This is a genomic window from Burkholderia latens (assembly GCF_902499045.1).
Taxonomy (GTDB): domain Bacteria; phylum Pseudomonadota; class Gammaproteobacteria; order Burkholderiales; family Burkholderiaceae; genus Burkholderia; species Burkholderia latens.
Window position 1 is genome coordinate 92830 of sequence record NZ_CABVPL010000017.1, and the last position, 19604, is coordinate 112433.

16 protein-coding genes are annotated in these 19604 nt (G+C 70.0%); 7 read left to right on the top strand and 9 right to left on the bottom strand.

Going from position 1 to position 19604, the window contains the following annotated elements; genetic code table 11:
- Positions 1–73: 73 nt before the first annotated feature.
- Together BSE24067_RS14485 and BSE24067_RS14490 are read right to left on the bottom strand one after the other, a co-directional pair.
- Complete coding sequence (locus tag BSE24067_RS14485) at positions 74–2164, bottom strand: pyridoxamine 5'-phosphate oxidase family protein (protein WP_151065366.1); 2091 nt, start codon at positions 2162–2164, stop codon at positions 74–76.
- Positions 2165–2190: 26 nt separating this feature from the next.
- The gene (locus tag BSE24067_RS14490) at positions 2191–2835 is read right to left on the bottom strand and encodes a glutathione S-transferase family protein (protein WP_151065367.1); all 645 of its coding nucleotides are present in this window, start codon (positions 2833–2835) and stop codon (positions 2191–2193) included.
- A gap of 126 nt (positions 2836–2961) precedes the next feature.
- Here BSE24067_RS14490 and BSE24067_RS14495 point away from each other — a divergent pair, with 126 nt between their 5' ends.
- On the top strand, positions 2962–3915 hold the full coding sequence (locus tag BSE24067_RS14495) for a LysR family transcriptional regulator (protein ID WP_151065368.1): 954 nt from the start codon (positions 2962–2964) through the stop codon (positions 3913–3915).
- 545 nt (positions 3916–4460) lie between these two features.
- Here the strand turns inward: BSE24067_RS14495 and BSE24067_RS14500 are convergent.
- Together BSE24067_RS14500 and BSE24067_RS14505 are read right to left on the bottom strand one after the other, a co-directional pair.
- Complete coding sequence (locus BSE24067_RS14500; RefSeq protein ID WP_151065369.1) at positions 4461–4733, bottom strand: type II toxin-antitoxin system Phd/YefM family antitoxin; 273 nt, start codon at positions 4731–4733, stop codon at positions 4461–4463.
- 87 nt (positions 4734–4820) lie between these two features.
- Positions 4821–5477, bottom strand: coding sequence for a TetR/AcrR family transcriptional regulator (locus BSE24067_RS14505; protein ID WP_151065370.1), 657 nt, complete (start codon positions 5475–5477; stop codon positions 4821–4823).
- Positions 5478–5565: 88 nt separating this feature from the next.
- On the opposite strand from BSE24067_RS14505, the gene BSE24067_RS14510 reads away from it, so the two are divergent.
- Genes BSE24067_RS14510 through BSE24067_RS14520 form a run of 3 tightly spaced genes read left to right on the top strand, consistent with a single transcriptional unit; the run spans position 5566 to position 9051 of the window.
- Positions 5566–6492 carry an SDR family NAD(P)-dependent oxidoreductase gene (locus tag BSE24067_RS14510; protein WP_151065371.1) on the top strand — a complete coding sequence of 309 codons (927 nt, stop codon included), beginning with the start codon at positions 5566–5568 and terminating at the stop codon, positions 6490–6492.
- Positions 6489–8051, top strand: coding sequence for a flavin-containing monooxygenase (locus BSE24067_RS14515; protein WP_151065372.1), 1563 nt, complete (start codon positions 6489–6491; stop codon positions 8049–8051). The genes BSE24067_RS14510 and BSE24067_RS14515 overlap by 4 nt, the downstream gene beginning before the upstream one ends.
- A 16-nt stretch (positions 8052–8067) precedes the next feature.
- Positions 8068–9051, top strand: coding sequence for an alpha/beta fold hydrolase (locus tag BSE24067_RS14520; RefSeq protein ID WP_151065373.1), 984 nt, complete (start codon positions 8068–8070; stop codon positions 9049–9051).
- Positions 9052–9108: 57 nt separating this feature from the next.
- Here BSE24067_RS14520 and BSE24067_RS14525 read toward each other — a convergent pair whose 3' ends face one another.
- Positions 9109–9507 carry a carboxymuconolactone decarboxylase family protein gene (locus tag BSE24067_RS14525; RefSeq protein ID WP_151065374.1) on the bottom strand — a complete coding sequence of 133 codons (399 nt, stop codon included), beginning with the start codon at positions 9505–9507 and terminating at the stop codon, positions 9109–9111.
- A gap of 381 nt (positions 9508–9888) precedes the next feature.
- Here BSE24067_RS14525 and BSE24067_RS14530 point away from each other — a divergent pair, with 381 nt between their 5' ends.
- The 3 genes from BSE24067_RS14530 to BSE24067_RS14540 all read left to right on the top strand — a co-directional run bounded on the left by BSE24067_RS14530 (position 9889) and on the right by BSE24067_RS14540 (position 14288).
- Positions 9889–11847, top strand: a complete 1959-nt coding sequence (locus tag BSE24067_RS14530; protein ID WP_174904786.1) for a collagen-like triple helix repeat-containing protein — start codon at positions 9889–9891, stop codon at positions 11845–11847.
- Positions 11848–11967: 120 nt separating this feature from the next.
- Complete coding sequence (locus tag BSE24067_RS14535) at positions 11968–13251, top strand: isoprenylcysteine carboxylmethyltransferase family protein (RefSeq protein WP_151065376.1); 1284 nt, start codon at positions 11968–11970, stop codon at positions 13249–13251.
- Positions 13252–13688: 437 nt separating this feature from the next.
- Entirely contained in the window at positions 13689–14288 is a 600-nt protein-coding gene (locus tag BSE24067_RS14540; RefSeq protein ID WP_174904787.1) for a histone acetyltransferase, read from the top strand.
- 325 nt (positions 14289–14613) lie between these two features.
- Here the strand turns inward: BSE24067_RS14540 and BSE24067_RS14545 are convergent, their stop codons facing one another.
- Genes BSE24067_RS14545 through BSE24067_RS14560 form a run of 4 tightly spaced genes read right to left on the bottom strand, consistent with a single transcriptional unit; the run spans position 14614 to position 19446 of the window.
- A complete protein-coding gene (locus BSE24067_RS14545) occupies positions 14614–15234 on the bottom strand; it encodes a DUF2894 domain-containing protein (protein ID WP_151065378.1) in 621 nt (206 codons plus the stop codon).
- Complete coding sequence (locus BSE24067_RS14550; RefSeq protein ID WP_151065379.1) at positions 15231–15875, bottom strand: OmpA family protein; 645 nt, start codon at positions 15873–15875, stop codon at positions 15231–15233. The genes BSE24067_RS14545 and BSE24067_RS14550 overlap by 4 nt, the downstream gene beginning before the upstream one ends.
- Positions 15876–15878: 3 nt before the next feature.
- On the bottom strand, positions 15879–18686 hold the full coding sequence (locus tag BSE24067_RS14555; RefSeq protein WP_151065380.1) for a DUF802 domain-containing protein: 2808 nt from the start codon (positions 18684–18686) through the stop codon (positions 15879–15881).
- A gap of 10 nt (positions 18687–18696) precedes the next feature.
- Positions 18697–19446, bottom strand: a complete 750-nt coding sequence (locus BSE24067_RS14560; RefSeq protein WP_174904788.1) for a DUF3348 domain-containing protein — start codon at positions 19444–19446, stop codon at positions 18697–18699.
- Positions 19447–19604 lie beyond the last annotated feature (158 nt).

Sequence of the window (19604 nt, forward strand, 5' to 3'; positions counted from 1 at the left end):
TCGGAAAAGAAGCAGTTGCGCGCGGATTTTGCGCGGCGTGGCGCTGCGCGACCGCGTGCCGGCCGCTCGCCTGTCAGCGGTCGAGCACGAGCGGCTGCGCGGCTCCTTCGGCCGGTCGCGCGACGCACAGCAGCGCGCAGCCGGGTTCGACGTCGGCATCGTGCGGCTGCACGTAGTCGACCGCACCGGACAGCACGCGCGTCGCGCACGTACCGCACGACCCCGACCGGCATTCGGACGGCACCGTGACGCCCTGGCCCTCCGCGAATTCGAGCAGCGTGCCGTCGGCGGGCGTCCACGCGGCGTCGCGCGCGGTGCGGCGGAACACGACCGGCACGCTTGCCACCAGCGGGGCGCCTGTCGCAGCGTTCGCGCGACGTACGATGCTCGACGGGCCGAACGCCTCGAAGCGGATTCGTTCGTCCCGCACGTTCAGCGCGCGCAACCCGTCGTACAGATCGCGCATGAATGCGGACGGTCCGCACAGGTAGAAGTCGTAGTCGTCGAACGGCAGGAGGCGCTTCAGTTCTGCGATATCGACGCGGCGCGGCCGCGCGGCGCCGTCGGCCTGCGGCCGGCTGTCGAACCAGTGCAGCGAAACGCGGGCGTCGGCGGCCGCGACGCGCGTCAACTCCGCCGCGAACGGCCGGTCGGCCGGCTCGCGCGCGCCGTGCACGAACACCACCCGGCGCGACGGCGTGTCGTCGGCCAGCGCGCGATGCAGCATCGCGATCATCGGCGTGATGCCGATGCCGGCCGATACCAGCACGGCCGGACGCGGGCTCGCGATGTCGAACGTGAAACGCCCGCGCGGCATCTGCGCATCGAGCGTCATCCCGGCTCGCGCATGGTCGTGCAGCCACGACGACACGCGTCCTTCGCGCTTCACGGTGATCCGGTACTGCAGCGCGCCCGGCGCGTCCGACAGCGTGTAGCTGCGGATCACCGGCGCATCGCCGTCGGGCAGTGCCGCGCGCAGCGTCAGATGCTGACCGGCTTCGTAAGCCGGTAGCGCGCGGCCGTCCGCCGGTTCGAAGTAAAACGAACGGATTGCGCGCGCTTCGTCGACGATCTTCGCGATGCGCAGCGAGCGCCAGTTCGAAGGGGACACCCCCGCGGGGGTGGTCGTCGTTGCCGATGCCGAAGCCGACGCCGATGGCCGAACCAATGCCGCCGCTCCTTCCGCGCTATCCACCGCCTTCCGCACGAACTGCGGCGCCGGCTCGACCGCCGACCACCGAAACGGCAGCACGCCACGCGTGCGCCGGACTTCGCGCACATGAAACCGCACGACCCGCTGCGCACCGTCGAACGACGCGACGAGCGGCCCGTCCCACACGATCTCCGCCCGCGCGGCGACATACAGCAGCTCGCCGCTGTCGAAATCGACGAACAGCAGCCCCGCGCGCGGATCGTGCTGCAGATTGCCGAGCGTATTGAAGAAGCGGTTGCCGCTGAAATCCGGCGTCGTCAGCGTGTGTGCGTCGTCGACGCGCACGAAGCCCGGTATCCCGCCGCGATGCGATACGTCCGCGCCGCGTGCGGCGCCCGCATCGTCCAACGTATTCGCGCTCGCGACGAAGAACGTGTCGGCATGCGCGAGCAACGCGCGATCCGCGTCGCTCAGCCGATCGGACACGTCGGTGCCGACAGCGGCGCTGCTGTCGCGCGGCACGAACGTCGGCTGGCGCGCCTGGATGTACTTCGCGCAGTTGCCGAAGCTCTGCTCGACCGCGATCGTCAGCGCGCCGCCATCGACCGCGCGCACGACGCCGTTCACGCGATTGCGCCGGCGCGTATCGAACTCGATTCCCAGCCCGCCGAGCGGCGCGCCGGGCCGCCACGCGCCGGCGAGCGGATCGCCCGGCAGCGCGTCGCCGCCGATGCGCAGCGTGCGCGCGTCCGGCGCCGTCACGAAGCCGGGCATCCCGACCCGCAGCGTCGCCCACGGCTGGCCGTGCGCATCGACGCCGCCGAGCACGAAAAACGGCAGCTGGGTGAAAAACGTCCGGTGCTGATCCGGCATGAAGCGCCGGATCCCGCGCCGGCCGGCCGCGTTCGCGGCTTCCGCCACGCCCGCGCGCTGCTGCGCGGCGAGCTCGCCCGCATGAAACGGTGCATCGTCGAGCTCCCAACCCGGTACGGCGGCGGTCGGCGCGATCATTGCGTTCTCCCGGTAAAGATGCGGCTTCAGGCGGCGAGCAAGCCGGCGCGCGTCGCCGGCATCGCGACGAAGCCCGGCAGCGCCTCGACGCGTGCAAGCCACGCGCGCACGTGCGGATACGGTTCGAGCGACACGCCGCCTTCCGGCGCGTGCGCGATGTACGTGTACGCGGCGACGTCGGCAATCGTCGGCTGCGCGCCGGCGGCGAACGGCTTGCCGGCGAGTTCGCCGTCGATCGCGCCGAGCACCTTCGCGGCCGTGCGCTTGGCCGCGTCGTGATCGAGCGGCGCGCGAAACACGGTGACGAGCCGCGCGGCCGCCGGCCCCGACGCGATCGGCCCCGCCGCGTACGACAGCCAGCGCTGCACGGTCGCGGCGCCGACTGCGTCGTCGGGCAGCCAGTGCGCGTCGCCGTAGCGCTTCGCGAGGTAGACGAGGATCGCGTTGGAATCGGCGAGCACGATGCCGTCGTCGTCGATCACCGGCACCTGGCCGAGCGGATTGAGCGCAAGGAACGCCGGCTCGCGCTGCGCGCCGGCCGCGAGGTCGACGTCGACGGTCTCGAACGGCAGCCCGAGCAGCGACAGGAACAGCCGGACGCGATGCGCATGCCCCGACAGCGGGAACGAATAGACACGAACCGGACGGGCGGGCTTGCTGGCTGCGGACATGGACAGGCTCCTGGATCTCGCGGCGCCGGGAATCGGCGACGAACAACCCGAGCGTAGCGCTCGCCGTTCGCATCCAGAAGACGGATAATCGCTGAAACATTATCCGCTCTCATAGGACAATCGACGATGGCCGACCTGCGCGACGTGAACCTGAACCGGCTGGCGATCTTCGTCGCCGTGGTCGATGCCGGCTCGCTGACGGCCGCGGCCGAACGGCTCGGCCTCGCGAAGACGGTGGTCAGCACGCACATGCAGCGCCTCGAATCCGAGGTCGGCGCGAACCTGCTGGTGCGCACCACCCGGCGGCTGAGCGTGACCGATGCGGGGCGCGTGTTTTACGACGCGTGCCGAGACATCGTGCGCGCGACCGAATCGGCGCTCGACGCGGTGTCGTCCGATGCGGGACCGCTGCGCGGCACGCTGCGCGCGAGCGTGCCGATCGACTACGGCGCGCTGGTGGTCGCGCCGGCCGTCGTCGCGCTGCGCGACGCGCATCCGGGGCTCGACGTCGAACTGATCGCGAACGACCGCGTCGTCGATCTCGTCGCGGACAACATCGACGTCGCGATCCGCATCGGCCGGCTCGCGGATTCGAACTATCGCGCGGTGCAGCTCGGCGAATACGAGAAGTGGGTCGTCGCGAGCCCGGCGTTCGTCGCGCGGCACGGGCTACCGCGCGATCCGGACGCGCTGGCTGCGCTGCCGTTCGTGATGCTGTCGACGCTGCCCCGCCCGCATACGCTCGAACTCGACCACGCGAGCGGCGCGCATGCATCGGTGCGCTGCGTCGCGCCGATCGTGTCGAACACCGCGACGGCCTGCCGCGCGATCGCGCTCGCCGGCGGCGGCTTCGGGCTGCTGACGGATTTCTCGATCGCGGAGGATCTCGCGGCCGGCCGGCTCGTGCGGTTGCTGCCTGCGTGGCGTTCGGCGCGAGCCGGGATCCACGCGGTGTATCCGTCGACGCGGCTGCCGTCGCCGAAGGTGCGTGCGTTCATCGACGCGATGAAGGCGGGAATCGGCGAAACACGGCCCGCGGCACCGGCGAGGACGACGCGGCCGAGGCGCACCGGCGGCTGACGCGTGCGGTGTTGCCCCATTCGCGTGCATGCGCTGCTCATGAGACGCGCACGCAACGCGTCGACCGATGCGACAAACTGCGAGAAAGGGCTGATCCGTGCCGTATCCGGCAGGTGCGGATCCGTCAGCAATCACAGGAGGGGCGCAAGTTCGTCGACCAGTGTGGCGGGTGGCGACGGTTCGTACGGGACTGCCCGTGGAGCGCGCATGCACGAACCCTTGATGCGCGCTCATAAGCCGACGCATGAGCAAGGATTTCAGATCCTTGCGCGTATCGCAAACGATATGGACATAGGCCGTATCGCCGCGAACCTGACAGATGATGCGATTCATGCCGGCGATGATCTGCCGGTACTGCGTCAGACCGACATTCGTCAGTTCCTCGGGAATGCCGCCGCAATCTGGAAAGGTGCGAATGGCGGCAACCGCCCGCTTGATCTCGGCGTAGCTCGCCTGCCACGTCGTCGCACCGAAACTCGATGCGACGTAACGCTTCAATGCCCTCGAATCGTCTTCCGCCGAGCGAAGAAATACGATCGAAAGCGTCACCGATCGTCATCCTTGTCGAGATCCGCGAACACGTCGTCGGCAGAACGAAAGTGACCGTTTTCGATCTCTCGATTGCCCAGCGCAAGCAATTTGAGCAACGCCAGCGTCTCGTCGTGTTCCTCATACGATTTGACGTCCATGACGACGAGCTTTGCCTCGCCGTTCCGGATGAGCAGCATCGGTTCACGACTCTCGGAAATGTCCTTGACGGTTTCAGCCGCATGACTATCGAGATAGCTGATCGGTTTGACCTGGGTCGAAAATTTCATCGAACGCCCACTTTATTCGCCGCAATCGGACCGATCGTAGTCCGAATTTAGTCTCCTGCAGCGATGACGGCGCGCCATAGCCCCGCCCTACCCGGCTTCCCGCAACGTCCCGAGCAGCACCTTCCTGCAACTGGCGATCATCTGCGCCTCCGGATCGCGATAGCCGGTCAGCAGCCATGCGGCGCCGACGTTCGTCATCGCGCCGACCAGCGCGAGCCCGACGAGCCGCTGCTCGGTGCGCTCGGCGGGCGTCACGGGCTCACGCGTCGCGCCGATCGCCATGATCAGCTTGCCGAAGTCGATCAGCATCCGCTGATACGTCGTGTCGGTATCCGCACTCACGCCCATCACTTCGAGCAGCAGCACGCGCGCCGCGCACGGCTCGCGCAGGAACGCGAAGAACGCGGCGAGCCCCGCGTCGACGCTTTCGGTCAGATCGCCGCCGCGCTCGGCCACCGCGCGCGCGACTGCGTCATGCAGCCGCTGCGCATGATGCAGGTACGTGCAGCGCAGCAGATCCTCGGTGCTGTCGAACGCCGCATAGAAATAGCGATCGTTGAGCTTCGCTTCCTGGCAGATCGACCGCACGGTCGCCTTGCGAAAGCCGACCGTGCCGAATACCTGCGTCGCCGCGCGGATCAGCGCGTCGCGCCGCTCCGCGGCCCGTACCTCGGGCGCGACGCCGCCGTACGCGCGGCCCCGTTTTTCCGTTTCGAGTGCTTTCTCCATTTCGCTATTTGACATCAGGACGCCGGAAAACTAAAGTGGTGACGAACAACACCACAATAGAAGCGCCGCCGGCATGGCGCAAGCGGAACGGGAGGGACAACGGATGAAAGGTTTTTCCGGCAAGGTCGCCGCGATCACGGGCGCCGGTTCGGGCATGGGCCGCAGCCTCGCGGTCGAGCTCGCGCGGCGCGGCTGCGAAGTCGCGCTCGCCGACGTCAATGACGTCGGGCTCGCGGGCACGGCGGCCGCCTGCGCAACCTACGGCGTGCGCACGAGCACGCGCCGGCTCGACGTCGCCGATCGCGACGCCGTATTCGCGTGGGCCGGCTTCGTGCGCGCCGAACACGGCAAGGTCAACCTGATCTTCAACAACGCGGGCGTGTCGCTGGCCGCGAGTGCCGAAACCGCGAGCGTCGCCGATCTCGAATGGATCGTCGGCATCAACTTCTGGGGCGTCGTGCACGGCACGCAGGCGTTCCTGCCGCATCTGCGCGCGTCGGGCGACGGGCACGTGATCAACACGTCGAGCCTGTTCGGGCTCATCGCGATGCCGACGCAGAGCGCGTACAACGCGACCAAGTTCGCGGTGCGCGGTTTCACCGAGGCGTTGCGGATGGAGCTCGAACTCGACGGCGCGCCCGTCAGCGCGACGTGTGTGCATCCGGGCGGCGTGGCAACCAACATCGTCGATGCAAGCCGCGTCGACACGAGCATTCATGCGTTGACGGGCCAGGACGAAGCGACTCACCGCCGCCAGGCGAACCGCATGATCAACGCGACCACCGCCGACGACGCCGCGCGGCAGATCCTCGCCGGCGTCGAGCGCAACGCGCGCCGCGTGCTCGTCGGCGCCGACGCGCGCCGCCTCGACACGCTCGCGCGCCTGCTCGGGGCCGGCTATCAGCGGCTGGTGCTGCGCCACGTGCGCCGCGCCCGTGCGCGCAACCTTCGCCGGAGCGAAGTCTGCGCGGCACAACGCATGCCCGCGCCGCACGCGCTCGCGACCACCCCGACCAAGGATTCCGCATGACCTCGACGACGACCGACCGGCGCGACGCGCCGCCCGCCACCGGCGACAGCCGCGACCTGGACGTGCTGATCGTCGGCGCCGGCCTGTCCGGCATCGGCGCCGCGTATCACCTGCAAAAGCGCTGCCCGTACGCGAGCGTCGCGATCGTCGAGGCGCGCGACGCGATCGGCGGCACGTGGGACCTGTTCCGCTATCCGGGCGTCCGTTCGGATTCCGACATGTTCACGCTCGGCTACAGCTTCCGCCCGTGGCACAGCGACAAGGCGATCTCGGACGGCCAGACGATCCTCGACTACATCCGCGACACAGCGCGCGCGTACGACATCGACAAGACGATCCGTTACGGCCAGAAGGTCGTCGCCGCCGACTGGGATTCGCACCGCGCGCGCTGGACGGTGTGCGTCGAACGCACGCGCGACGGCGCGGTCGACACGCTCGTCTACACGTGCCGCTTCCTGTACATGTGCAGCGGCTATTACGACTACGACGGCGGCTACCTGCCCGACTGGGCCGGGATGGAATCGTTCGAAGGCCGCATCGTGCACCCGCAGCAATGGCCGAAGGACCTGTCGTACGCGAACCGGCGCGTCGTCGTGATCGGCAGCGGCGCGACGGCCGTCACGCTGGTGCCGTCGATGGCGGCCGACGCGCAGCACGTGACGATGCTGCAGCGCTCGCCGACCTACATCGTGTCGCTGCCCGCGCGCGACAAGATCGCGAACGCGCTGCGCCGCGTGCTGCCGTCGCGACTCGCGCACCGGTTCGTGCGCGTGAAGAACGTGCTGCTGACGATGTACCTGTACAACGTGTCGCGCCGCAAGCCCGAGCGCACGAAGCGGTTCATCATTCGTGCGGCAGCCAGGCAGCTCGGCCCCGGCTTCGACGTCGCGAGACATCTGACGCCGCGCTACATGCCGTGGGACCAGCGCGTGTGCCTCGTGCCGAACGGCGACCTGTTCAAGGCGATCCGCGCGGGCCGCGCATCGATCGTCACCGACGAGATCGAGCGCTTCACGCCGACCGGCCTGAAGCTGAAGAGCGGCCAGCAACTCGATGCGGACGTGATCGTCACCGCGACGGGGCTGAAGGTGAAGATGCTCGGCGGCGCGCGCGTCACGGTGGACGGCCGCGCGGTCGACCTGCCGCAAACGGTGTCCTATAAAGGGATGATGTACAGCGACGTGCCGAACCTCGCGTCGTCGTTCGGCTACACGAATGCGTCATGGACGCTCAAGGCCGAGCTGATCGCGCGCTACGTGTGCCGGCTGCTGAATCACATGCGCGCGCACGGCTACGACACCTGCGTGCCGCGGCTCGGGCCCGGCGATCTCGGCGACGTGCCGGCGGTGAACCTGAGCTCCGGGTACATCCAGCGCGCGGCCGGCATCCTGCCGAAGCAGGGGCACCGCAAGCCGTGGAAGTTCCATCAGAACTACGTGCTCGATCTGGCGTCGCTGAAGTTCAGCGGGCTCGCCGATTCCGCGATGCACTTCGAACGCCGCGCAAAAGCCGGCGCGGCCGCCGCGCCGGCTCGCGAACCCGTACTCGAAACCCGCTGAAACCCGTGAGGCCGACATGAGCCATACGCTTCATCTGATCCAGAACGTGCTGCTCGGCGCGGCCGCGGTGCTCGCCGCGCTCGCGCTGTTTTCCGGCTACGTCGCGCGGCGCGTCACGCGCGCGTTTCCGCCCGAAGGCCGCTTCGTCGACATCGGCGGCGATCGCATCCATTACGTCGAGTACGGCAGCGGATCGCCGATCGTGTTCGTGCACGGGCTCGCCGGGCAGTGGCGCAATTTCGCATACCTGCCGCTCACGCGGCTCGCGCAGCACCATCGCGTGATCTTCGTCGACCGCCCCGGCGCCGGCCGTTCGCTGCGCGGCGCCGGTTCGCAGGCGAACGTGTTCGCGCAGGCCCGCACGATCGCCGCGTTCATCGACGCGCTGAAGCTGGACCGCCCGGTGCTCGTCGGCCACTCGCTCGGCGGCGCGATCGCGCTCGCGGTCGGCCTGAACCATCCGGAGCGCGTGAGCCGGCTCGCGCTGATCGCGCCGCTGTCGCACGAGCAGACCGAACCGCCGGCGCCGTTCAAGCCGCTGCTGCTGCCGTCGCCGCTCGTGCGCCGCTTCGTGTCGTGGACCTTCGCGATCCCGCTGACGATCCTGACCGGTCGCGGCGCCGTCCGGCAGGTGTTCGCGCCGGAAGCCGTGCCGCGCGACTTCCCGGTGAAGGGCGGCGGCCTGCTCGGGCTGCGCCCGCACGTGTTCTACGCGACCGCGACGGACTTGCTGTCGGCGCCCGTCGACCTGCCCGAGATGGAGCGGCGCTACGCGGAACTGACGCTGCCGGTCGACGTGCTGTACGGGCGCGCCGATCCGATCCTGAACTGGCGCACGCACGGCGACGCGCTCGCGCAGAAGTCGGCGCGCGTGCGGCTGAAGGTGGTCGAAGGCGGGCACATGCTGCCGGTCACGATGCCGGACGCGACCGCGGACTGGCTGCTCGACGTCGCTGCCGCGCCGGTCGACGGCGCCGCGCAGCCGGTGCGCACGGCGTAGGGCGCGGCAGCGGAGCGAGGCCTGATTCCGCGCGGGGCATCCAACGCCGCGCCGGTATCAGGCGTCGTCGTCGGGTACCGACAGCCCCAGCTCCGACAGCACGTCGCGGGCGCTGCGGAATGCTTCGACCGCGGCCGGCGCGCCCGCATACAACGCGCTGTGCAGCAATACCTCGCGGATCTCGACGAGGCTCGCGCCGTTGTTCAGCGCGCCGCGAATATGTCCCTTCAGCTCCGTGCCGCGGCCGAGCGCCGCCAGCATCGCGCACGTGCAAAGGCTGCGCGTCTTCAGGTCGATCCCGCCGCGCTGCCAGGTGCTGCCCCATGCGTGCTCGTTCAGCCAGTTCTGCAGCGGACGGGAAAAGCCGTCGAGGTCGCGCATCGCGCGCTCGACGAATGCGTCGCCCATGACCTCGGCGCGTCGCGCCTTGCCTCGTTCCCTGTCCTGTTCGCTCATGTCGATGTCCTGTCCGATCGGGTGATGGCCGTCGTGACCGCGTCGGCGCGGCCTCGACGGCCGGTTGAGGTTCGCGTCATGTTCGCGGCGCGCGCGCGTTTCGTCAAAGAGCCGGCGTTCCGGGCGCGGGCGCCGGCGATCCGTCGCGCCCGGTCGAACGCTACGTAACATCCGCCGCGCGTTACGGCGGCTGACGGGAACATCACGGCAGCCGGTTGCGGCCCGACTGTCGCGTCACTCGCGTCAAACCGCCATTCCTCCGTTTAAATCGCGCCGATCTTCCCGATTCCCGCAACAAAGCGCCGGCGCGTCGCGCGAAAAATGCCATGGCGCGAAATTTGCAGTAATCGCCCGGGCACAACTTCCAATGTCGAGGGCACCATGCATCACTACTTCAAGAAAACGACGGTATCGCTGGCCGTCATGTCGCTCGTCACACTGTATGGCTGCGGCTCGGTCGACGGTCCGGTGACGCCGTCGGTCAAGCCGAGCACGTCGGGAACCTCGGGTACCTCGGGTACGTCCGGGACGTCGGGGACTTCGGGCGGGTCCGGGAACGTCTCGACGTCCGGCGGCGGCAGTTCGGGCACGTCCGGCGGCGGCTCGTCGGGTACTTCGGGTACATCCGGGACGTCGGGCACCTCGGGTACGTCCGGTACGTCGGGTACTTCCGGCACCTCGGGTACTTCCGGCACTTCGGGCACTTCGGGCACTTCGGGCACGTCGGGCACTTCGGGCACTTCGGGCACTTCGGGCACTTCGGGCACTTCGGGCACTTCGGGCACTTCCGGCACGTCGGGCACTTCCGGCACGTCGGGCACCTCAGGCACGTCGGGCACCTCAGGCACGTCGGGCACTTCCGGCACTTCCGGCACTTCCGGCACGTCGGGCACTTCGGGCACTTCGGGCACTTCGGGCACCTCAGGCACGTCGGGCACTTCCGGCACGTCGGGCACTTCCGGCACCTCGGGCACCTCGGGCACGTCGGGCACCTCCGGCACCAACGTCACCCCGCTCGGCAACGTCCTCCAGCAAACCGGCACGCTCGTCACCGGCCTCGGCACGTCAGTCGCGAACGGCGGTTCGCAGATCGGCGGCGTGCAGATTCCCGGCACGAACCCCACCACCGCCACCAGCGTCGGCAACGCGGTCGCGAGCCTCGGCAACGGCGTGCAGTCGCTCGGCAACGGCGTCGCGGCCGGCCTCGGCTCGATCGGCGTGTCGCCGAACCCGCTCGGCCCGACGCTCACGTCGACTACCGGCCTGCTGACCGGCGCCGGCGGTGCCGTCAACAACCTCGGCAATGCGGTGACGAGCCTCGGCACCGGTCCGCTGGCACCGCTCGCGCCGGCGACGACGCTGGTCGGCAGTCTCGTCAACACGGTCGGCACCGCGGTCAACTCGACCGCCTCGGCGCTGAACACCGCGCTGAACAGCGCGCCGGTGCAGCAGCTCGAGACCCAGCTCGGCAGCGTGATCAACCCGATCACGAACACGCTGACCGGCGGCGTCACGACGCCGGGCGCCACGCAGACGCTCGGCAACGTCACCCTGCTCGGCGCCCCGCTCAGCGGCCTGCTGAGCACGCTCGGCAGCGGCCTCGGCCTCGCCGGTTCGCAGGTAGGCGGCGCGACCGGCAACCCGGTCGGCACGAGCATCGGCGGCAACGTGTCGCAGCTGGGCAACACCGTCGCATCGGGCGGCGGCCTGCTGTCCAGCGGCAGCTCCAGCAGCGGCACCAACCCGCTCGCACCGATCACCGGCCTGCTCGGCACGCTGACGGGCGGGCTCGGCGGCGGCAGCAGCTCGAGCGGTTCCGGCGGCACCAGCGGAACGAGCGGCACCAGCGGCGGCCCGCTCGCGCCGATCACCGGCCTGCTCGGCACCGTGACGGGGGCGCTCGGCGGCCTCGGTTCGGGCGGTACGAGTGGCACGAGTGGCACGAGCGGTACGAGCGGCACCAGCGGCTCGGGCATCGGCGGCCTGCTGGCGCCGGTCACGGGCCTCGTCAACGCGTTGACGCCGCTCGGCGCGAGTCTGACCGGCACGGTCACGACGCCGGGCGGCAACCTGACCGGCAACCTCGGCGGTGCGCTGACGAGCGGTCCGGTCGGCACGCTGACGGGTTCGCTGACCTCCGCGGCCGGCTCGCTGGGCGCAGTCGGCACGGCCAGCCCGAGCGGCGCGGCCGGCACGGTGACGACGCCGTCCGGCAGCGGTACCGTCGCCGCCGGCCTGACGGGCAGTTCCACCGGCGCCGCCGGCAGCACGACCAATCTGCTCGCGCCGGTGACGAACCTGCTCGGCGGCCTGCTCGGCGGCACCGTCCCCAAGAAGTAACGCGTCACGCATCACAACCACAGGCCAATGGCCGGGCACATACCAAATCAAAGCCCGGCCGACGGCCGGCGCCACCCGCGAAGCGAGGGCGCCGGCCGTCATCCCGACGAGGATACGATCATGAACTCCACCATCGACGGCATCGCCGCGGTCCAGGACCGCCCGCCCCGTTCCGCCACGCCGTTGCGCGCCGGTCTGCTCGGCATCGCGGCCGGCCTGTTCGCGCTGTGGATCACGCGCGACCAGCCGGGCCTCGACGCCGCCGCGCGCGCGGTCATCGCCAGCGTCGCGATCATCGGCACGATCGCGCTGCACGAAATCTTCATCTCGCGGGTCTACCTGCGGCCGAGCGCGGGCTTGTCGCGGCAGGCCGTGCGGCCGCTCGGGCTCGCCCGCGTCGCGACGCGGCTCGGCGCACTGACATCGATCTATGCCGGCATCGGCATGATCTACTGGCTGCTGCCCGAATATCACGGCGCGTTCTACCTGCCGTTCTGGTCATTGCTGCGCTCGCTCGCGCCGTACGTGATCGTCGCCGCGCCGTTCTACTTCGCGTGGATGGATCGGCACCAGCGCGAGACCGACGACGCATACCTGCTGTGGGGCCGCTTCCTGTTCCGCCGCGAGAAGCCCGCGAGCTGGCAGCCGGTGCGCGAGATGCTCGCCGGCTGGGGCGTGAAGGCGTTCTTCCTGCCGCTGATGACCGTGTACCTGTCGAAGGATGCCGATCACCTGAGCGCGTCGCTCGCCAACGCGATGCACGCGCCGATGACGCTCGCGACGTTCGTGTTCCTGTACGACCTGTCGTTCACGATGGACCTGATGTTCGGCACCGTCGGCTATCTGTGCACGTTCCGCATCCTCGACAGCCACGTGCGCACCGTCGAACCGACGACGCTCGGCTGGGTCGCCGCGCTGATGTGCTACCAGCCGTTCTGGTCGCTGATCTCGAACAACTACATCCGCTACGAAGGCTCGCTGTTCTGGGACAACTGGCTGCTGTCCGCCCCGACGCTGCGCGTGATCTGGGGCGCGGTGATCATCCTGCTGCTGATGACGTACGCGCTGTCGACGATCTCGTTCGGGCTGCGTTTCTCGAACCTGACGAACCGCGGGATCATCACGTCGGGCCCGTATCGCTTCACGAAGCATCCGGCATACATCACGAAGAACCTGTCGTACTGGATGGTGTCGGTGCCGTTCGTCGAGCCGCTCGGCTGGCAGGTCGGGCTGATGCACTGCGCGGGGCTCGTCGCGGTCAACCTGATCTACTACACGCGGGCGAAGACCGAAGAACGTCATCTGATGCGCGACCCGGACTATCGCGCGTATGCGGAATGGATCGCGCAGCACGGAGTATTTGCGCGGATCAGGCAGGCGTTCGGGGCGCGGCACGCGGGGTAACGCGGCAACGGCCAGCCCCGTTGCGACCAATTGTCGCGAAACACCCCGATTCCCCGCGTTTCGTCGCTTTTGTCCCGCAGTGCGGTTGCCCGGCCACTGGCCGTCGCGTATGGTGCTGACCGTCCGCGTGCGCCCGTCGCCCGGACCTTCGACCGTCGTCCCGCACGACGGCCGCGCGGGCCGTGCCCGCCATCACCGTCTCCGCGGCAGCGCCCTGCGTCGCCGCGCGTTCTTGAGGGGAGAGGCGTGATCCACAAAGTCGTGATCCTGTTCGCACTCTGCATCGCGGGCCTCGCCGCGATCGCCGCCGGTTTCCAGCACATCCCCAGCTGATTCGCGGCCCCGGCTCGCTCGCCGAGCCCGGGGGCCGCTTCCATTTCTGTCCGCTGTTGCGACGAACCCCTTTCTCGATGCGCCCGGGACGGGCGCCTTTTGCCATGCGTATCGACGTACAGCATTCCCAGCACGACATCGACGATGAACTCGACACGCTTTACGCGCGTCTGCACCAGCCGGGTCATCGGCTGCACGGCCTGCCGGCCGTCGCGCTCGGCGACTCGGGTCTGCTCGCCCGCCACCGCGAAGCGGACGGCGAGTTCTTCCTTTACATCGAAGATCCGGCAGCGCGGCAACTCGCCGGCTACACGATCTTCAACCGGCTGCCCGAATTGCCCCGCCGCGCGGACCGCTACCTGCGGGCGCCGCATACGCGGCTGCGCGGGTCCGCGCAACGCAGAGGCGTCGCGACGACGCTGTATCGATGGGGGCTCGATGCGGGCCTGTGCCTGATCAGCAGCGCGCGGCAATCGGTCGGTGCGGCGCGGTTGTGGACGGCGCTCGCGAAGGATTACCGGCACGGCTTCGTCGACGTCGAAGGCCGCGCGCTGCGCTATCTCGGCGAAACCGTTGCGGACGACGTGCACGGCGCATTGCATACGCGCCGGCTGCTGCTCGGCAACGGATGGACACTGCGCGAGCTGGCACGCGCCGCCGGAATGGCCGGCGTCGATGCCGGCGGATGTCAGGACGGGAAATAATCCACGGGACGGACGCGCCCGGCATCACGTGCGCGGCGCGGCCCACGCTCGGCACGACGCTCGCGCACCGATGCGATAATCGGCCGGATCCGCGCGACGCCGTCGCGCCAGCGAACCGCAGGCACGCTCGCCGATGCTCGCCGAGCCCCACGCCGATTCCGCGCGCCGCATCGATATCGTCGCGCTGTGCGACAGTCTTCGTATGCAGTCGTACAACGCGACGCGACGCGTTGCGCGCATTGCGCGCGGCGATCGAAGAACAGTCCGCGGGCCACCACACGACGAACACCACGGCCGGAACGCGGCGTCCGCGTGCGTCACCGCGCTATCGCGTCCTGGCGCGCGCAGTCTTCTTCGCCGGCTTCGCCGCTTTCGCGGCCTTCGCGCGCGGCGCTTCCTTCTCCGGCTGCGCGGCGCCGCCGGCGAGATCCTCGAGCCACGCCAGCGCGTCGACGTACGACAGGAACTGCTGAAGGTATTCCGGCGACAGCTCGCGCATCGTCGCGAGCGACCGGTGCACGAGGCTGTTCGAATTGAGCGGCCCCGCGTTGCGCGGCACCTGGTCGAGCGACTGACGGTACTGCTGTTCGGTACGCACCTTCGACCACATCGTGCGGAAGTAGTCGATCAGGTCGGGATCGATTCCGCGCCGGTCGGCCTGCGCGTCGCGTGCGAGCTGCGCGACGAGTTCGCGAAGGCGGCTGCGCGCCGGCGCCGCGTTCGCCGGTTCTTCCGACGCGTCATCCGCTCGCGCAACGATTTGCGCATAAGCGTCGAGCAGCGTCGCGAGCCGCGCATCGAGCAACGCGCGCGCGTCGCCGTCGAGCGCGGCCGCGCGCCTCTCGAGCGCGTCGAGCCGATGAAAGCGCACCGGATCGAGCCGGTCGGCGCCCCGATCGCGCCACGCGTCGAGCGTCACGCGCACGTGCGTCGCGTCGCCGGTCACTTCGCGTTCCCTCCGCTCGACGCAGCCTTGCGCGGCACCGGCGCGATTTCGACGCGACGGTTCTTCGCGCGGCCTTCATCGTCGGCATTCGAGCTGACCGGCTGCTCGGAGCCGAATGCGGCCGCGAACACCGAGCGCGCCGGCACGCCGGCATCGATCAGCGCGCGCGTGACCGTCAGCGCACGCTTGGCCGACAGTTCCCAGTTGTCCGCGAACAGGCGGTTGCCGGCGCGCACCTGCTGATCGTCGGCGAAGCCGGAGATCATCAGGATCTCGTCGCGCGTCTTCAGGTATGCGGAGAGCGGCCCGGCCAGCGTCTTCAGCAGATCGCGGCCGTCGGGCTGCAGCTGGTCGGAGTTCAACGCGAACAGCACGGCGCCGCTGATGCCGATGCGCCCGTTCACGAACGTCACGCGGCCGGCCGCGAGCGGCCCGGCGAGCGCCTTTTCGAGCGACTCGCGCCGTTGCGCTTCCTGCTGGCGGGCGCGCACGGCTTCCTCGAGCTTCGACGTGAGCTGCAACTGCATGCCGATCACGCCGACGAGAATCAGCACGAACGCGCCGAGCAGCACCGACATCAGGTCGGCGAACGCGGGCCACACCGGCGCGGCCGGCGCGCCGTCGTCGATTTCGTCGTGCATGCGTTACGCTCCGACCGATGCGCGCCGACCGGCGAGATGCTGCAGGTCTTCGACGATCTGCTTCTGCGACATCATGCTCAGGTCGATCACCTCGCGCGCCTGCGCGACGTAATACTCGAGCTGCTCGTCGCTGCGCGCGAGCGACTTCTCGAGCGCGGCCTCGATGCGCTGCAGGTGATTCAGCAGCTTGTCGTTCGACTCGCCGAACACTTGCACGGCCGCACCGAAGGCGTCGCCGAGGCTCGCGACCTCGACCGCGCCTGCCGTCACCTGCGCGGCAACCGAATCGAGCTTGCGGGTTTCGGCATCGACGGTTTCGTTGAAGCGCGCGCCGACGCGATCGAGCAGGTCGGCCGACGTGCTGACGAGCGCGTCGATCGCGGCGCGCTGTTCGGTCGACGCGTGGTTGACCGCGCCGAGCAGCGTTTCGAGCGTCGCGAGCAGGCGGCTGCGCTCCTCGAGCATCGCGGTATCGCGCACCATGCTGTCGGACAGGCGCTGGCGCAGTTCGGCGACGACGTCGGCCGCGGCCTTCGGCGCTTCGGAAGCGGCCTGCACGAGGCGCGAGATTTCGTTGATGGTGTCGCTTGCGTGCACCTGAGCCTGCGCGGTGATTGCGTTCGCGGTGCGGGTCAGCGTGTCGCAGATGTCCTGCTGGCGCGCGGCGGCCTGTGCACTCGTCTGCGCCCATTCGTCGCGCAGCGCGGCAGCCATGGCCGCCAGCGAGTCGCTCCATGCGGACAGGCGTGCTTCGTCGCGCGCGGCCAGTTGCGCTTGCAGGCCCGCGTGCGAATCGCGAATCGCCGACAGCAGATCGTTCGAGCGCTGTTCGAACGTGGACGCTTGCGCGGCGAGATCGCGCGTCGTTTGGGCGAGCGCGTCGCAGATTTCCTGCTGACGGCCGGCGCTGTGCACGCCCGCGCGCTGCCATTCGTCGCCGAGCTTCGCGGCCATCGCGGCCAGCGACGCGTTCCATGCGGACAGGCGTTCTTCGTCGCGCGCGGCGAGTTGCGTCTGCAGGCCCGCGTGCGAATCGCGAATCGTCGACAGCAGATCGTTCGAGCGTTGTTCGAACGCGGACGCTTGCGCGGCGAGATCGCGCGTCGTTCGGGCGAGCGCGTCGCAGATTTCCTGCTGACGGCCGGCACTGTGCACGCCCGCGCGTTGCCATTCGTCGCCGAGCTTCGCGGCCATCGCGGCCAGCGACGCGTGCCATGCGGACAGACGTTCTTCGTCGCGCGCGGCCAGTTGCGTCTGCAGGCCCGCATGCGAATCGCGAATCGCCGACAGCAGATCGTTCGAGCGTTGTTCGAACGCGGACGCTTGCGCGGCGAGATCGCGCGCCGTTTGGGCGAGCGCGTCGCAGATTTCCTGCTGACGCCCGGCGCTGTGCACGCCCGCGCGTTGCCATTCGTCGCCGAGCTTCGCGGCCATCGCGGCCAGCGACGCGTGCCACGCCGCCAGGCGTTCCTCGTCGCGCGCGGCCAGTTGCGTCTGCAGTTCCGCGTGCGACTCGCGCATCGCGGCAAGCGCCGCGCCCGAATGCCGCTCGAACGTCGCGGCGGCTTCGCCCAGCGCCTTCGCATGCTGGCCGGCCAGCGTCTCGCCGACTTGCTCCTGGCGCGCGAGCGCGTCGCGCCACGCGTCAGACAGGCGGCTTTCGGTCGATTCGAGGCGCGTCGCGACGCCGTCGAGCAGGTCCGTCGAACGCTGCGCGAACGTGTCGGTGAACTGGCCGAGCGTCGTCTGCCACTGCTGCGCGGCGGCGTCACTCGCGTGGCGCTGCGCGTCGAGCGCGCGGTGCCAGACGGCCGTCACGTTCGCGGTGGCCTTCTCGAAGCCGTCGGTCAGCCCGTCGAGCTGACGCTGCACGGCACCCGTCACGGTGTCGCGCAGCGCCGCCATCTCGTGCGCGAGCCCGGCCATCGTCGCCGCGACGACCGGCTGCAGCGCGGCACCGGCGACGCGCGCGCTTTCGGCCGCGCTTTCCTTCAGCGCGTCGCCGACGTTCGACGCGAGCCCCGCATACGCGCGCTCGGTGCGATCGAAGAACGCCTGCTGGCTTTCGAGCTGGCGATCGTGCAGCGCGACGCTGCGCGCCTCGAGCGTCGTCATCATCGTTTGCAGCCGGTCGACCAGCGCCGGCATCACGTCGGCCTGACGCTGCAGCAGCCGGAACGATTCGTCGCGCTGATGGGCGGACGAATGCACGCGCAGCGTCGTCGCGATCTTCGCGTCGAGTTGCTGGCCCGCGTCGAGCCGTTCGCGGCGCACGAGCGCGGACAGCAGGCCGAGCATCGCGGACGTCGCGACGCCCGCGATCGACGTGCCGAACGCGAAGCCGAGCCCCTTCACCGGCGCGATCAGCGATGCGCGGATCGCGTCGAGGTCGGTCGCACTTTCGAGCGCGGCGCCGGTGCCCTTCAGCGTCACGACCATCCCGAGCAACGTGCCGAGCATCCCGAGCAGCACGAGCAGGCCGACGAGGTACGGCGTCAGCGACGGGCCCGGCAGCGCGACGCGCGCGCCGTCGATGCGCGCACGCACGGCGCCGCGCAGCCCCGGATGCACCGTATCGAGCCACGTGTCGAGCGTCGCCGGCGGCTCGGTCAGGCCGGCCACCGCGCGCGACAGCGTGGCGGTCGCCTGCCGGTAGCGCAGCAGCTCCCATGCACCGGCGACGTAGCACGCGCCGATCAGCAGCGTGACGGCCGTCGCGAGCGGGTTCGACGCGATATAGCCGGCGCCGATCCAGCCCACTGCGAGCAAACCGGCGATGAAGACAACGAGATCAAGACGAATTCTGGACATAGCGTATCGATTAGCAGGTACGAAGGGCCGCGAGCAGCCCGTCTACCGTTTGAAACCGGACTTCGAGTTCGGCGAGCAGGATGCTTTGCATCTCGTCGCGGAACGTGTCGAGCCACGTGCCGGGCACGATCGCCGCGGCCGGCGGCGCATCGCCGTCGCCGGCCGCGCCGGCGGCCGCTTGCGCGTCGGCGAGCGCGTGCCGCTCCGCGTCGCGCAGCCGCTCGAAACGCGTGCCGAGCAGCGCGGGCACCGCGGACAGCAGGCTGCGCTCGCGCGCGCCCAGCACGCGCTCCATGATCGCGTCGAGCGTCGCGAGCCGCGCCATCCCGGACGAACGCGCGGCGAGCGCGACCCGCAGACGGCCGCGCAACTGGCCGATCGCGGTCTCCATCTCCTGCTGCAGGGACAGACAGCTCTGGCGGAAGTCCGCGAAATCGGCGGTATCGGCGGGCGGCGGCGCCAGCTCGCCGGGACGCCGCCGCGTGCGCGGCCGGTGGGCGGCCGTGATCGCCTGCGCGAGATCGTGGCGCACGCGCGCGCAGTCGCGTTCGGCGTCGTAACCGCGCACGCCGGCCGCGACGGCGGGCGGGCTCGCGGTCAGCGCGGACGACAGCGTGATCGCGTCGGTCCAGCCGAGCCACTGGCTCAGGCGGTCCGACAGCGTCTGCCGGGATTCGGCGACGTCGGCATCGGTCAGGCGCGCGAGCAGCCGGACGAGCGTCGGGCCGCTCAGCGCCGGGCGCGGGGGTGCTTGCACCATGCTGCAAACCGTCAAAAAAGGCAGCAGTTTACACGTCGCCGGGCGGCCGGCCGCCAGAATCGGGGAAGCGGCTCCGCACCGCGCGCCGCGCATCCGGCGCGAACGCCCGCCCCACAAGGCTTGCGGCGGCCCGGCCGCGGCTGCGGGGCACGGCCGGC